Below are 14,558 nucleotides of genomic sequence, written 5' to 3'. Positions count from 1 at the left end.
CGAACTGAATAGAGGTTTCAGAAACGATTCTGCCGTTTGTGCCCAAGATCCTTTTAGGATGACAAAAGAGGGTATCCTATCTATCACCCAAGCAAGCGGACATGAGTTACCTGCGCCCGCCAATGGGTGCGCCAGCAGAACATCGCCTCTTCTACTACTTGGTTTCAGCCCTGATTTCTTGAAGACAGACAAAAACCACAGCCCCGCATTCCAACTTGGCAACCGCAGCTAAGCCGAAGCACCTATTTACCGGATAATATTGTAATATAGAGGCTAAGACTACAATTGGCTTTTATGGAATTGCTTCTGCTTTTGGGGTTGTTATTGGTAGCCATCTGGTTCGGGACCAAGATTTCGAGGCACTTGGTGGAGCACCGCCAAGAAATGGAGGCCGTACGGGAAGAGCTGGCCCGCCTGCGGGAGCAGATCAACCGCTCTCCGGTCCGTCCCCCCGGGGAGACCGCCAAGGCCGCTTCTTGGCGTGAAACGGCTTCCACAACCGCTTCCGCCCCACTTACTGCAGCCGCTGCCCCTCCTTTGCCGCCATCGGTTGTGCAACGCGCCCCGGTGAACCCACCGCCAATTCCTGCCCCGGTGGAAAGACCTTTGGAGGCACCAAAACTAACCGAAGTACCAGAACCCACTCCAATAGCGGCCTTCACCTCTGCTCAGGAGACCTCGGTTTTCCAGGACCTGGAACCCGCGCCGCCTTCCTTTTTTTCGCGCAAGCTGGATTGGGAGAAATTCATTGGCGAGAACCTCATCAACAAGCTGGGCATTGCCATTCTGGTGCTGGGCATCGGGTTCTTCGTGAAATATGCCGTTGACCAGGACTGGATCAACGAGGTAGGCCGGGTGGCCATTGGCTTGCTGGCCGGCGGTGTTCTGTTGGGCGTGGCGCATTGGCTGCGCCGGGAGTACAAGGCTTTCAGCTCCGTGCTGATTGGGGGTGGTATGGCGGTGCTGTACTTTACCATCGCCATTGCCTTCCATGAATACCAGATTTTCAGCCAGACGGTAGCTTTTGTGCTCATGATGGCGCTGACCGGGTTCACCATCTTCCTGTCTATGGCCTATGACCGCATGGAACTGGCGGTACTGGCCCTAATTGGCGGATTTGGCAGCCCGTTCATGGTGAGCACCGGCGAAGGCAACTATGTGGTGCTGTTCGTCTTCATCCTGCTGTTGAACCTGGGCATTCTGGTGCTGGCCTACTTCAAGAAATGGAACCTGCTCAACCTCATTGCCTATGGGTTCACTCTTATTTTGTACGGCGGGTGGTTCAGCACCAGAGTCGTAGAAGTACCCAATGCGCCTTACGCCGGGGCCTTGGTCTTCGCGACGCTGTTCTACCTGGTGTTCTTTTTGATGACCATGCTTTACAACGTGAAGGAGCGCCGCAAATTCACGGCCGCGGAGATCATGATGCTCCTGAGTAACACGTTTCTGTACTACGGCGTGGGCATGTACGTGATGACGCAGCTGGCCGGCGGCAGTTACCGGGGCTTGTTCACCATCTTGCTGGGCCTTTTCAACTTCGCGTTCGCCTACGGCCTCTACCGCAGTAACCGCGTAGACCGCAACCTGGTGTACCTGCTCATTGGGCTGGTGCTCACGTTCCTGAGTTTATCGGCGCCCATTCAACTGGAAGGCAATTACATCACGCTGTTTTGGGCGCTGGAGGCCGTGCTGTTGCTCTGGCTGTCGCAGCGCTCGGGCATTCAGTTGATCAAATACGCCTCTATGCTGGTACTGGGCCTGATGCTGGTGAGCCTGGCCATGGACTGGCTCGATTATTCCATTTCCCGCGAGGGTCTGCCGTTGCTGCTGAACAAGCTGTTTGTGACCGGCACGGTGGTGGTGGCTTCGTTGGCGGGCACCTGGGTTTTGCTGGGACGCGAGGATGCCGCCACTTTGAACGGGAAACTCTGGGCTTCTTATCGCACCGTAGTGGGCCTGCTGCTGGTGGCGTTCCTGTACCTGGTACTGCTGCTGGAACTTCAGCACCAGCTCACCCATTCCACGCTGAGCAATGATGTGCAGGTGCTGGTGCTGGGCTTCTTCCATTACCTGTTCCTGCTGGGCTTGCTGGCCTGGAGCGCCCGTTTAGCCAACCCGCTTTATGGCAGAATCCTTATGGGCTTATCAATATTGGCTTTGCTGGCATATGGGACCAACCTGCAACCCTCGGCGGCTTTTATCCGGAACGGCTACCTGTTCAACCAAACCGAAACCTTGCCTGCCTTTCTCACCCACTACCTCCCGCTGGTGACGCTAGTGCTTTTATTGGCAATGGTGCTCAGGAAAGTGCAGCGGGAATTCGGGTTCGAGGGCAAATTAGGGAAAGTGAGTCTGTGGCTGGCCAGTGCGGCGGGGGTGTATCTCCTGAGCACGGAACTGGAGCACCTCTGGCTGTTGAAATCGCACCCCACCTCTGCGGAGGTGTATGATTCTATGCGCCATATTAGGAAGATAGGCTTCCCTATTCTGTGGGGCGTGGTGTCGTTTGCTTTGATGATGGTGGGCATGTCCAAGAAAATCAAGACCCTGCGCATCATTTCCCTCACCTTGTTCTTCCTGACCCTTCTCAAGCTCTTCCTGTTTGACGTGCGCGACATGAGTGAAGGAGGCAAAATTGCGGCCTTTATCTGCCTGGGCGTGCTTTTGCTGGTGATCTCGTTTATGTACCAGAAACTGAAAAACCTTATTTTAGCAGGGGAAACCAAACCCGTAGACCCTACGCCGGCGCCTCATGAAACCTAAGCTGCTGTTCTTCCTGGCGGTCTCTGCCGCAAGCTGGCTTTCCGCGGCCGGGCAGGAGTTCGCGTGGCAGGCGCAGCTGGCTCCGGTCACGCAGCAGGGCTTTCACCGCATCCTGCTTCCGCCGCAGGTGACCGGCCGTTTACAGCCTGGTTTGGAGGATATCAGGGTAATGGGGCCTAACGGGCAACCCGTGCCCTACGTGTTGCGCGCCGAGGTTCCCGTACAGTACCGCACTTTGTTCAAGCCCTACCAAATCCTGCGCTACACCCGCCGGCCCGGGGGCGTGTCTGAGCTTTTGGTGCACAATCCCCAGAAACGGAGCATCAACAACATCAGCCTGCGCATCGGCAACGCCGAGGTTCGCAAACCGGTCTCCCTGAGCGGCAGCGATGATCAACAGGATTGGTATGTGCTCAAGGAACAGGACGTGCTGTACGCCATCAAAAATACCCGCAGCACCGCCGAGGTCAAGCTGCTGGACTTCCCGTTGAGCAACTACCGCTACTTCCGGCTCCAACTCCAGGATTCGCTCAGCGCCCCGCTCAACATCTTGCAGGCCGGGTACTATGACACGTATTCTGAGGCCGGCAAATACGCCACCATTCCCATTAAGGCAATCACCCGCCGTGACAGCGCAGAGAACCACACCACCTACCTGCGCCTGAAATTTGGGCAGCCGGTGTACCCGGAGCAGGTAGCGCTGTTTATCTCGGCTCCGGGTTTGTACCACCGTCCGGGTCAGGTAATAGTAGGCGAACAAAAAAGGCCTGAACGCCGCCGAAGGAAAAGGCGGCAGGCCCGCCTGGAAGAAACCTCGGTGCCGCTGCTGCTCTCTTCTAACGCGCCCGCCGTGCTGGACCTGCCGCGCCAGCGGGTAGAGGAACTGGTCATCCAGATTGAGAACGGGGATAATCCGCCGCTGTCCATTGACTCGGTGCGGGTGCGTCAACTCAACCGGTACCTGGTAGCCGCCCTAGAACGGGGCCAGGCGTACACATTGCGCTTCGGGAACGAGAAAGCTAAGGCCCCGGAATATGACCTGCAGTTCTTCCAGGACAGCATCCCCGCCCATGCTCCCGTGCTTCAGGTGCAGCACCTGCAGTCTGTTTCAGCCCCGAAAACCCAAAAACAGACCCAAAGCTCCAAAATCCTGGTCTGGGCCGCCATTGCCCTCCTGGCGATTGGCCTGGGTTTTATGACCGTCCGGCTCCTGCGCGATATGGAGAAGAAGTAATCTGTTAAAAACGTTTAGGGCCTGTTTCGCAGAAAACACGCCCTAAACGTTCCGTTTCAATTTTCTAGGCCGGCCCAGGGAAACAAGCAAAAATCAATCACTTATTTTCCGGCCATTTTCTGAAAAAAAGCTCCTAAACAGCTTACACAGTAAGTCTGGTTACCTGTTCTTCCTGCCGGGTGGGCAGCAGCGTAATTTGGAAGGCCAGCATTTCTTTCTTGAGCTGGAAACACTTCTCCCAGACGGTGTTCACAAAGATGTTCATTGCCTCGGTGAGACAAGAGATGGCTTCATTGTCAAAACCTGCCTCGGTAAAGTATGCCTGCTCCTTTTCACAATAGGCTTTTAATTTATGTTGCTGGTCGGCTGTAAGGCAGCGGGCATAGTCAGGCTCCTGCAGCAGGTTCCGCAGCCGCTCCTTCAAAGGCTTCTCCTGTTCATTTACTTCCGCGATGATGGCTTTCGCCTTTTCCACGGGCATGTCTGACCTGAAGATGGGGTGCAAGATTTCATAGATGCTTTGGTAGCGTTTGGTATCTTCCTCAGCCGCATCGGTGGCGGCAAACAGGTGGCGGTACGCTGTGGTGAGCGCGGTTTTCTGCTCCTCTGAGGCTGCCTGCTGCACAAAGAACTGGTACACTTCCTTATCCAAACGGTCTAGCTGCGCCTGCGCTTCCTCTAGTTCCTTCTCCAAGATTGCCTGTACCATGGAGGCTTCCTTGATGCTGAACTTCTGGCCATCAAAATCAAAGGTCTTGATGTCGTGCTCGCCCTGGAGGAGTTGTTTTGTGGTGTTCAGGTCTCTTTCCAGTTGGCTGATTTTCTCCGGAAGCTTGCAGTTCGCCTCGGTGAAAAGATCTTCAAAACTGAAATTGGGAAGCACACCGGCCAGGGACTCCGCCACCTCCAGTTCGAAGGCTTTGAGTATGCGGTCGTCATAGAAGCCCTGGTAGGTTTTGTCAAGGCTCCGTTTGTTTACCTCCGTAGCTATTCTCTGGGTGAAGGCGGCCAGGTTCAGGGTTTCGGGCGCCTGCTCAAACGTGGCGCGGTCGTAGATTTTATTCGTCATCTGCTGCTGCAGCCCCTCTGCGTCTTGGAACAGAACCCAAGCCGAATCATGTATCAACACGGTGGGTATATTCAAAGTCAGCAGATGCGCCTCCCGGTCATCAGTACTGGGGTGCGAGGCCCACTGGTCTTTGATCACCAGCCGGCTTTGGCTGAATCTGGCCAGGGATTGAGCGTTCACCTGCAACAGGCCGTGCGCCATGGGAATATTAAAATCCGTAGAGAAGCGGTGCATGAGCTCCCGGTGCTGCGGGTACATGTTATCAGCTTTGAGGTTCTCCTGAAGCCAGGCGTTGTACTGGTTGAAAAGCTGCGAATAGCAGATATCAGCAGCCTCAATGCGGCGCAGGCTGGAGATGAGCGGTTCTGACCCGGTCACGAATGCGGCTACCGAATCAGCGTGGAATTCCATCTGCCGCGACAGGCTCATGTAGGGTTTATTTATCACCACATAGGCTTTCTGCAGTACCCACTGAATGCCCTGCACAATCTTGACGGTAAGTGCCGAGAACAGCGCGAAGTAGCCACTGATCTCAGACCATTTCTGCAGTGTTTTGCCGTAGCCCTCGTTGTCATACAGCATATTGTGAATGGCCTTGTTCACGTTGTACACATAGGAACCCAGCTTCATGCTTCGTTGCGAAAAGTGCCCGAACTCGTGCGCCAGAATGGCCTTGAATTCCGTGATGTTCACCGAGTTCACCAGCCCCAACCCTATCACCAGGTTCTTCTTTACCGGCAGAAACATACTCCAGAAGCTGGAATCATAGAAAACGGCAGCATTGACCTCATCTGACAGGTAAATCTTCTTGGGGAAGGGCGTCTGCGTTTCCTGGGTGATCTTCCGCACAAAGGAAAACAGTTCCGGTTGCTCGGCCTCGGTGATTTCCAGCATGCCAGACCGGTCCGTTTTACTGCGTTTGAAGATGAACTTGAGCAGGAAGAACAATACCATCAGGCCCAGCCCCACTAATCCCAACCCCAGCATAAGCGTGAAAAAGCCCGGCTTCAAAAGCACCAGCGCCACCCCCGCGTACCCGCACAAAACCGCCAATCCCACGGCGGCGGCCATCAAGGTCACATACACCAGCCCAAAGAAGGCAATGGCGCCGGCTACCTTGACAACTTCTTTTTTAAACGCTGCCGAAGGGGCAATCACGTGCTCATCTACGCCCGGGGGCATAGGCGGGTAAGGGAAAGAAGAGTTCATGAGGTTAGATTTTTTTTGGAGACTTAATATATAAAAAAGCTATTATTCCGGTAGTATGACTGCTTTGTTTTCGATATAAAAATTTAAAGAACCACCGCTTGATCAGTTCATCCTCTCAGCAGGACCGTCACTCCAAAGCCAAATCGTTGTTCTTAGGCCGATTTTCAAAAAAGAGCCAGAAAACCAGATCATGCAAACGCTATCCCAGCGCAAGTCCGCCAATGACTAAGCCACCACTACCCGTTACATTAGTTTCATTCCTGATTTTCAGAAAACGCCTCAAAAACAGCCTGTTTCTTTCCCAATCCTTCCTTTTTTCAGTAGCTTTCTACCCTAATACCTTCCAACCTACCCGAACCAAACAAGCATGCAACACTCTTTACCCACCCGGTTTTTCCGGCAGTGCCTTCCCTTGCTGTTGGGCAGTCTTACCCTGCTGGCACCGCTCACGTCTGAGGCCCAGAAAAAGCCCAAAACCAGCACCGCTAAAAGTAAGAAAGCGGTCCAAGACCCCTATCCTGAAAAACTCTACAATGGCCTCACCTGGCGCTCCATCGGGCCGTACCGGGGCGGGCGTTCCGCTACCGTGACCGGCGTACCGGGCAAGCCGAACCTCTATTACTTTGGGGCTACCGGCGGGGGCGTGTGGCGCACTAAAGATGGCGGCTCCAGCTGGGAGAACATCTCTGACAAATACTTCGGGGGTTCCATTGGCGCGGTGGCGGTAAGCGAGGCCGACCCAAACGTGATCTACGTGGGCGAAGGCGAGAAAACGGTGCGTGGCAACGTGTCCTCGGGCTTCGGTATGTGGAAATCTGAGGATGCGGGCCTTACCTGGAAACACATCGGGCTGAAAGACGCCAAGCATATTCCGCGGGTGCGCATCCACCCCAAGAACCCTGATTTGGTGTACGCGGCGGCGCTGGGCAATATCTACGCCCCCAATGACATGCGCGGCGTGTACCGCTCCAAAGACGGCGGCAAGAACTGGGAGCGCGTGCTGTTCGTGAACAACGAAGTGGGCATTGTGGACCTCACCATTGACCCGGTCAACCCCCGTAACCTGTATGCCACCTCCTGGCGGGTACAACGCACGCCGTATAGCCTCTCCTCGGGCGGACCCGGCTCTGGCATCTGGAAAAGCACCGATGGCGGCGACACCTGGAAAGAGATCTCCCGCGCCACCGGCTTACCTAAGGGCACCTTGGGCATCATAGGCGTAACGGTTTCGCCGGTGAACAACCAGCGCGTGTGGGCTCTGGTGGAAGCCGAAGACGGCGGGTTGTTCCGCTCTGAGAACGGCGGCGATAGCTGGACCAAGGTAAACGAAGACCGAAGCCTGCGCCAACGGGCCTGGTACTACACCCGTCTCTACGCTGATCCGCAGAACGAGGAGGGCGTGTACGTCCTGAACGTGGGCCACCATTATTCCACCGATGGCGGCAAGACCTTCAGATCCATCCGAACCCCGCACTCTGACCACCATGATCTCTGGATTGCCCCCGAAGACCCCAAACGCATGGTCATTGCCGATGACGGCGGTGCCCAGGTGAGCTTTGACGGTGGCGAGAACTGGAGCACGATGGACAACCAGCCCACCGGCCAATTTTATCGGGTAGTGACGGACAACGCCTTCCCCTACCGCATTTACGGCGCTCAGCAAGACAACAGCGCCGTACGCATTGCCCATCGCAGCAGCGGCCGCAGCATTGGCATGCAGGACTGGCAGGAAACCGCGGGTTCTGAAAGCGCGCACATCGCCGTGAACCCCAAGGACCCAGAGATCGTGTACGGGGGAAACTATGGCGGCTTCATCGGGCGGTTGGACCATAAAACCGGCTTTGAGCGCACCATCAACGTGTGGCCAGACAACCCCATGGGCCACGGCGCGGAGGGCATGAAATACCGCTTCCAGTGGAACTTCCCCATCTTCTTCTCGCCGCATAACGCCAACCGGCTCTACACCACCTCTAACCACGTGCACGTGACCACCAATGAAGGCCAGAGCTGGGAAGTCATCAGCCCAGACTTAACGCGCAACGACAAGTCCAAACTGGGCCCCTCCGGCGGCCCCATCACCAAAGACAACACCAGCGTGGAGTACTACGGCACCATCTTCGCGGCTTTGGAATCTCCGGCGGAGGAAGGCGTGATCTGGACTGGTTCTGATGACGGCCTGGTGCACGTAACCCGTGACGCCGGCAAAACCTGGACGAACGTCACCCCCAAGGCGCTGCCCGAATGGAGCATGATCAACAGCGTGGACCCGCACCCCACCCAGAAAGGCGTCATGTACATGGCGGCTACGTTGTACAAAACCGGTGATTTCCAGCCCCTGCTCTTCAAAACGGCAGACTACGGCAAAACCTGGACCAAAATCACCTCCGGCATTCCGGCCACGCATTTTACCCGCGTGGTGCGCGTTGACCCTAAACGCGCTGGCCTGTTGTACGCCGGTACCGAATACGGTATGTACGTCTCCTTCAATGACGGCGCCTCCTGGAAGCCTTTCCGCCTGAACCTGCCGCTGGTGCCCATCACCGATTTGACCATCAAGAACGACAACCTCATTGCCGCCACCCAGGGCCGGGGCTTCTGGCTCATTGATGACCTCACGCTACTGCACCAACTCACCCCACAGCTAGCCGACAGCAAGTCGCACCTGTTCAAGCCCATGCCTACTTACAAAAACTTGGGCAGCAACTTCGCCAACACCAAGTTTGAAGGACAGAACCACCCCGGTGGCGTGATGGTGCATTTCTACCTGCCTACGGCCCCAGATACCGCTTCCAAAATCTCCCTGGAGCTTCTTGAGAAAGATGGCAAGCTGATCAAGAAATACACCTACGGCGCTAAGGAAGCCGCTGACAAGCTGGAAGCGAAAACCGGTTTGAACCGCTTTGTCTGGAACATGACCTACCCAGAGGCTTCGCGCTTTGAGGGCATGATTCTATGGGGCGGCGGCACGCAGGGACCTAAAGCCGTGCCGGGCACCTACAAAGCCCGCCTCACCGTGAATGGACAACCACAGGAAACGGAGTTTGTGATTCTACAGGACCCACGCAGTCAAACCCCGCTGGCTGATCTGCAGGCGCAACAAGCCTTCCTGCTGGCCGTGCGCGACAAGCTCACCGAAACACATGATGCCATCAGCAAAATCCGCGAAGCCCGCACCCAGATGAACGCTGTCACCGCCCGCTTCACCGGCCGGGCCGATATGAAAGACGTGCTAGATGCCGCCAAAGCCATGAACCAGAAAATGACCGAGGTGGAGGAAACGCTGTATCAGACCAAGAACCGCAGCGGCCAGGACCCGCTGAACTACCCTATCCGGCTGAACAACAAACTGGCCAACCTGGGCTCACAGGCCTCGGTGGGTGATTTTCGGCCTACTGACCAGATGTACGCGTTCCAGAAAGAGGTGACGGCGCAGATTGACGCCCAGCTACAAAAGCTGAACCAAGTCTTCACCACGGATCTGCCGGCCCTGAACCAACTCATCCGGAGCAAGAACGTAGACGCCATCATGCTCAAAGAAAAGAAAGAGACGAAGTAGTCGAGAAGTTTTCACTACTACCTTTCCTGAAGCAATTGATCCTTACATAATCCCGCCGCTACTCCAGCGGCGGGATTATTGTTTTAAGGCCATTTATAGCAAAACAACCTCAAAACACCTTCCCGCTGTCCCTTCTCCCTCAGGGAGAAGGTTAGGATGAGGGGGGAGTAGGTCTCCAATTAGAAAGGCAGTACCTATAAAACAAAAAATGTACGGACAGGTTGCGACCTGTCCGAAACGGTTCCTACTGGAAAAGCCTTTGCCTTGGAACTGCCGCTGCCCCTCACCCTAGCCCTCTCCCCGGGGGAGAGGGAATTCCGGTTTCTGTTTTCTAGGCTTTTTCTGAAAACCGGCTGAAAACCCACAAAGCAGCAGCGGAAGATTGGTAACCATATAGTAGAAGCGGTATATTGCCGGTCAGACCATTTTTCTCTATGAAATTCTTTCTCTCCCTCCTCTTTAGCTGCCTCTTCGGGCAGTTGGCCGTGGCCCAGACAGTGCCGGCAAAATCAACTCCCGTCACTAAGCCCACCAAACCCATTACGCCCGCCGCCGTGGATTCGCTGCAGGTGGAATACGTGCGCACCCAACCAGATGCTGAGCTCTGGCTCCAGCCCGGCGACCGGCTGCAGGTGCGGGTCAAAGCCAGAACCGGCCTGAAAGTGAGTCTCTGGAACCAGCACCCACTGCAGGAACTTCCCGCGGCGCAGAACAAGGGCCAGGCTGGCCTGTACGTAGGCAACTATGTCATTCAACCCGGCGACAAACTGGCCAACCTGAACGTGCCGGTTTTGGTAGATGACACCACTGATGTGTACCCTTATACCGTCTTCAGTACCAGCAGCAAGGTCACCCTCCTGAACCCCGCCCAAGCCCTGTATGGCTTTACCCAAAGCAAGAACGCGTACATGAACTACGGCCTGGGCGAAGACCGTCTGGGCGGCGCCAAGATGGGCTTCCTGGATTCGCTGGTGCGGGTGCAGATAAACGGCAAAGTGGGCCGCGATTACCGCATCAGGTTGTCTAACACGCTGAACGCCTACATACCGGTGCAGCAGGTGCGCCTGGAAGCGACCCCCAGCACGTATACCGGCGAAAGCCTCACCAGTTCCTGGAGCGTGAGCGGTGACAGTGCCCGGGGCAAATACGACTACGTGCGGGTGGCGGTGGGCCAGCGCCTGCCCTACACCTCGTACATGGACGTAGACCCGGCCCGCATCATTGTGGACATCTACGGTGCCGTCTCCAACACTAACTGGATGACCCTGCACCGCACCCTGCGCGAGGTAAAGAACGTGCAGTACCAGCAAATCGCCTCAGATGTGTACCGCGTCATCATTGACCTGAAACATCCGCAGGCCTGGGGGTACAGCGTGGGCTACCAGGGCACCTCTTTGGTGGTGAAAGTGAAACGGCAGCCCCCCAAACTGAAACTCAAGCACCTGACCATTGCCATAGACGCGGGCCACGGCGGCACCAGCACCGGCGCCACCGGTAAAACCGGAATCCCGGAGAAAGACATCACCCTGAAGATCTCGCTGTTGCTCCAGAAAGAACTGCAGAAAAAAGGCGCCACCGTGCTCATGACCCGCACAACCGATTCTACGTTTGACACCTCTGAACGCGTACGCATGCTCAAGAAAACCCTGCCAGACCTTCTGGTGAGCATCCACGTGAATTCAGCGGGACGGCCTGAGGTAAAAGGCACCAGCACCTATTACCGCCACCTGGCGTTCCGGCCCCTCTCACAGGCGCTGTATGAAGAGGTGCTCAAGCTGGATCTGAAGGAATTCGGGAACATTGGCGGGTTCAACTTCGCGCTGAATGCCCCCACCGAGTTCCCCAACGCGCTGGTGGAAACCGCCTTCGCCTCTAACCCCGAGGATGAGCAACGCTTGATTAACCCGCAGTTTCAGGAAGACATGGCCAAACAGATCAGGAAAGGGGTAGAACGCTTTTTGAAGGAGACCAGAAAACGGAAATAATTGATTTCAAGGGGATAGCGTATTGTCTTATGTAGAATAAAAACTATATTTAGTACACACTAAACCCTAACCCACAAACCTTTATGGAAAACACCTCTACCCCAGATTCTTTTTTCTCTGACATTTACGAAACCTCTCATAGAGTAGAGTATGCCGGCTTCTGGATACGGGTGGCAGCGTTAATCATTGACAGCTTCGCCCTTATGATCCCCAACTTCGTGCTGCAGATGCTGTTCATGGGCAGTGTGGTGCTGAACCAGGAAGAACTTGCGGAAAACCCAGCCATGATGTTTGCCGGCATGGGCACCTTTATTCTGGCTTCCATGATGTTGAGCGTGCTCTACAAAGCCATTCTGGAAAGCTCTTCTTGGCAGGCCACCTTGGGCAAGAAAGCCCTGAACCTGAAAGTGACCGATGAACATGGCCACCGTATTTCATTCATGCGTTCTTTGGGCCGCTCCCTGGCCTCTTACCTTTCTACCGCGGTCATGTTCATTGGCTATATTATGGTGGCTTTCTCTTCGCGCAAGCAGGGGTTACATGATAAAATCGCCAGCACGCTGGTAGTTAAAACGCACTAAGCCGTACTCTTTGCCGCTTTCTGTCAATTTGTTCAACCCTAACTCCCTCATACCATGTCCGTGACCAAAGAATTCAAAGAATTTGCCATGCGGGGCAATGTGGTAGACCTTGCCGTGGGTATTGTGATTGGCGCCGCCTTCGGTAAGATTGTCACCTCATTTGTAGAAGACATTCTCATGCCTCCTTTGGGCCTCCTGGTGGGCGGGGTTGATTTCAAAGACCTGAAGCTGATGTTGCGGCAAGGGGTGATGGGGGCAGACGGCAAATTGACAGACGTTACCCTGAACTACGGAAACTTCATTCAGTCTCTGGTGGACTTCATCATCATTGCCATCGCCATTTTCATGGTAGTGAAACTCATGAACACGCTCAAGCGCAAAAAGGCGGCTTCGCCCGATATTCCGCCCGCGCCTACCAAAGAAGAGGTACTGCTCACCGAGATCAGAGACGCCATCAGGACTAAACCCATGTAATCTCTGTTTAAAGGCCATCTTTCTACAAACAACCCTAAAACAGAAAGGGCCCCGCTCAATGCGGGGCCCTTTCTGTTTTATAAAGCCATGGTCGGCTTACGCTTCTTCTTCCTTCTTGTCTTTGAGAGCCAGCTGCCCGCAGGCGGCGTCAATGTCCTTGCCGCGGCTGCGGCGCACGTTCACCTGCACGCCCCGGTCTGCCAAGTAGCGCATGAACGGCTCCAGGCGGTCGTCTTCTGACTTCTGGAACATGCCGTCACCAATAGGGTTGTACTCAATGATGTTCACCTTGCAGGGGATGAGCTTGGAGAACTGCAGCAGTTCCTGGGCATCCTCTATGTTGTCGTTGAAGTGGCTCAGCAGGATGTATTCATAGGTCACCTTCCGGCCAGACTTATTGTGGTAGTACACCAGCGCCTCTTTCAGGGCCTCCAGGGAGTTGGTCTCGTTGATGGGCATGATCTCGTTGCGCTTCACGTCGTTGGCGGCGTGCAGCGAAAGGGCCAAGTTGGCTTTGATGCCGTCATCGGCCATTTTCTTGATCATCTTGGCAATGCCGGCGGTGCTCACCGTGATGCGGCGGGCGGCCATGTTCAAACCGTCAGGCGCGGTGATACGCTCAATGCTCTTCATCACGTTGGCGTAGTTCAGGAGCGGTTCGCCCATGCCCATGTACACAATGTTGGTCAACGGACGGTTGTAGTTGTTCTCGGTCTGCTCTTTGATGCGCACCACCTGGTCATAGATCTCATCGGCGTTCAGGTTCCTGATGCGGTCCATTTTGCCCGTGGCGCAGAAAGAGCAGGTCAGCGAGCAGCCTACCTGGCTGGAAACGCAGGCGGTCATGCGCTTGGGGTGCGGAATGAGCACGCCTTCCACGATGTTGCCGTCATAGAGCCGGAACGTGGATTTGATGGTATAGTCCTCGCTCAGCTGGCTGGTGTTCACTTCTACCGTGTTAATGGTGAAGAAGCGCTCCATTTTCTCGCGCAGCGGCAAGGCGATGTTGTTCATTTCTGAGAACGAGGTGGCCGTCAGCTTCCAAATCCACTCATAGACCTGCTTGGCGCGGAAGGGCTTTTCGCCCTGCTCCACCATCCATGCCTTAAGCTGGTCCAGGGAAAGCTTTCTTATGTCCTGCTTGTTCAGGATCTCTATATCTTGGATCAATGGGATACTCATACCACAAAGGTACAAAATATCTTACGCTTTAGTTTCCAGACGCTCCCGGGCTTCTGCCGGAATCGTTCTCAACTTGCGCTGCTGGTAATCAAAACAGAGCATGCCGGTCTTGGCCTGGGCTATCTCTTTGCCGTTTTGGTTCAACAGCAGGTACACCAGGTCAAAGCCGTACTTGCTGAACTCCGTGGCCTGCACCTGCACCGTGAGCACATCGCCGTAGAAGCCTTCGCCTTTGTACACAATGCCCACGTCTGACATGATGACCCCGGCTCCGGCCACATCCAATTCTGAATAACCGTGCTGTTTCAGGAACTGCACCCGCGCCTCGTGCAACAAGCTCAACAGGGCATCATTGCCTAAATGGCCGCCATAATTGAGATCAGTGATCCGGATGGGTAGTTCGGTCTGGTAAGAAAAATGCGCAGGGAGGTCTATTTTGATGCGGGCCACTTTTTATCAATTAAGAATTAGGAATGGGGAATTAGGAATCAGGAAATGAAGATAA

General features: G+C 55.1%; 9 protein-coding genes. 6 read left to right on the top strand and 3 right to left on the bottom strand.

Translation table 11 applies throughout. The annotated features are described in order from the left end of the window. Nucleotides 1-294: 294 nt before the first annotated feature. Together FOE74_RS01125 and FOE74_RS01120 are read left to right on the top strand one after the other, a co-directional pair. Nucleotides 295-2,763, top strand: a complete 2,469-nt coding sequence (locus tag FOE74_RS01125) for a DUF2339 domain-containing protein (protein WP_149096772.1) — start codon at nt 295-297, stop codon at nt 2,761-2,763. Then, nucleotides 2,753-3,997 carry a DUF3999 family protein gene (locus tag FOE74_RS01120; protein ID WP_149096771.1) on the top strand — a complete coding sequence of 415 codons (1,245 nt, stop codon included), beginning with the start codon at nt 2,753-2,755 and terminating at the stop codon, nt 3,995-3,997. Before FOE74_RS01125 ends, FOE74_RS01120 begins: the two co-directional genes overlap by 11 nt. Nucleotides 3,998-4,139: 142 nt before the next feature. Here FOE74_RS01120 and FOE74_RS01115 read toward each other — a convergent pair whose 3' ends face one another. Next, entirely contained in the window at nt 4,140-6,275 is a 2,136-nt protein-coding gene (locus FOE74_RS01115) for a M48 family metalloprotease (RefSeq protein ID WP_149096770.1), read from the bottom strand. A gap of 367 nt (nt 6,276-6,642) precedes the next feature. On the opposite strand from FOE74_RS01115, the gene FOE74_RS01110 reads away from it, so the two are divergent. From FOE74_RS01110 to mscL, 4 genes are all read left to right on the top strand, one after another. Beyond that, the gene (locus FOE74_RS01110; RefSeq protein WP_149096769.1) at nt 6,643-9,831 is read left to right on the top strand and encodes a WD40/YVTN/BNR-like repeat-containing protein; all 3,189 of its coding nucleotides are present in this window, start codon (nt 6,643-6,645) and stop codon (nt 9,829-9,831) included. Nucleotides 9,832-10,265: 434 nt separating this feature from the next. Next, the gene (locus FOE74_RS01105; protein WP_149096768.1) at nt 10,266-11,816 is read left to right on the top strand and encodes an N-acetylmuramoyl-L-alanine amidase; all 1,551 of its coding nucleotides are present in this window, start codon (nt 10,266-10,268) and stop codon (nt 11,814-11,816) included. A gap of 83 nt (nt 11,817-11,899) precedes the next feature. Further along, nucleotides 11,900-12,397 (top strand): RDD family protein, encoded by a 498-nt coding sequence (locus tag FOE74_RS01100; RefSeq protein ID WP_149096767.1) that lies wholly within the window; start codon nt 11,900-11,902, stop codon nt 12,395-12,397. Nucleotides 12,398-12,451: 54 nt separating this feature from the next. Continuing rightward, a complete protein-coding gene (mscL, locus tag FOE74_RS01095) occupies nt 12,452-12,871 on the top strand; it encodes a large-conductance mechanosensitive channel protein MscL (protein WP_149096766.1) in 420 nt (139 codons plus the stop codon). Nucleotides 12,872-12,967: 96 nt separating this feature from the next. Here the strand turns inward: mscL and rlmN are convergent, their stop codons facing one another. Continuing rightward, on the bottom strand, nt 12,968-14,053 hold the full coding sequence (rlmN, locus tag FOE74_RS01090) for a 23S rRNA (adenine(2503)-C(2))-methyltransferase RlmN (RefSeq protein ID WP_149096765.1): 1,086 nt from the start codon (nt 14,051-14,053) through the stop codon (nt 12,968-12,970). 21 nt (nt 14,054-14,074) lie between these two features. Further along, complete coding sequence (locus FOE74_RS01085) at nt 14,075-14,503, bottom strand: acyl-CoA thioesterase (RefSeq protein WP_149096764.1); 429 nt, start codon at nt 14,501-14,503, stop codon at nt 14,075-14,077. Nucleotides 14,504-14,558: the final 55 nt, after the last annotated feature.

The sequence above is a fragment of the Rufibacter glacialis genome, assembly GCF_008271745.1.
Classification (GTDB): domain Bacteria; phylum Bacteroidota; class Bacteroidia; order Cytophagales; family Hymenobacteraceae; genus Nibribacter; species Nibribacter glacialis.
This window is presented reverse-complemented; position numbering and strand designations above follow the sequence as displayed.

Excerpts from the sequence above, each read along its gene's own strand:
- FOE74_RS01125 (WP_149096772.1), top strand. The coding sequence starts at position 295 with ATGGAATTGCTTCTGCTTTTGGGGTTGTTATTGGTAGCCATCTGGTTC.
- FOE74_RS01120 (WP_149096771.1), top strand. The coding sequence starts at position 2,753 with ATGAAACCTAAGCTGCTGTTCTTCCTGGCGGTCTCTGCCGCAAGCTGG.
- FOE74_RS01115 (WP_149096770.1), bottom strand. The coding sequence starts at position 6,275 with ATGAACTCTTCTTTCCCTTACCCGCCTATGCCCCCGGGCGTAGATGAG.
- FOE74_RS01110 (WP_149096769.1), top strand. The coding sequence starts at position 6,643 with ATGCAACACTCTTTACCCACCCGGTTTTTCCGGCAGTGCCTTCCCTTG.
- FOE74_RS01105 (WP_149096768.1), top strand. The coding sequence starts at position 10,266 with ATGAAATTCTTTCTCTCCCTCCTCTTTAGCTGCCTCTTCGGGCAGTTG.
- FOE74_RS01100 (WP_149096767.1), top strand. The coding sequence starts at position 11,900 with ATGGAAAACACCTCTACCCCAGATTCTTTTTTCTCTGACATTTACGAA.
- mscL (WP_149096766.1), top strand. The coding sequence starts at position 12,452 with ATGTCCGTGACCAAAGAATTCAAAGAATTTGCCATGCGGGGCAATGTG.
- rlmN (WP_149096765.1), bottom strand. The coding sequence starts at position 14,053 with ATGAGTATCCCATTGATCCAAGATATAGAGATCCTGAACAAGCAGGAC.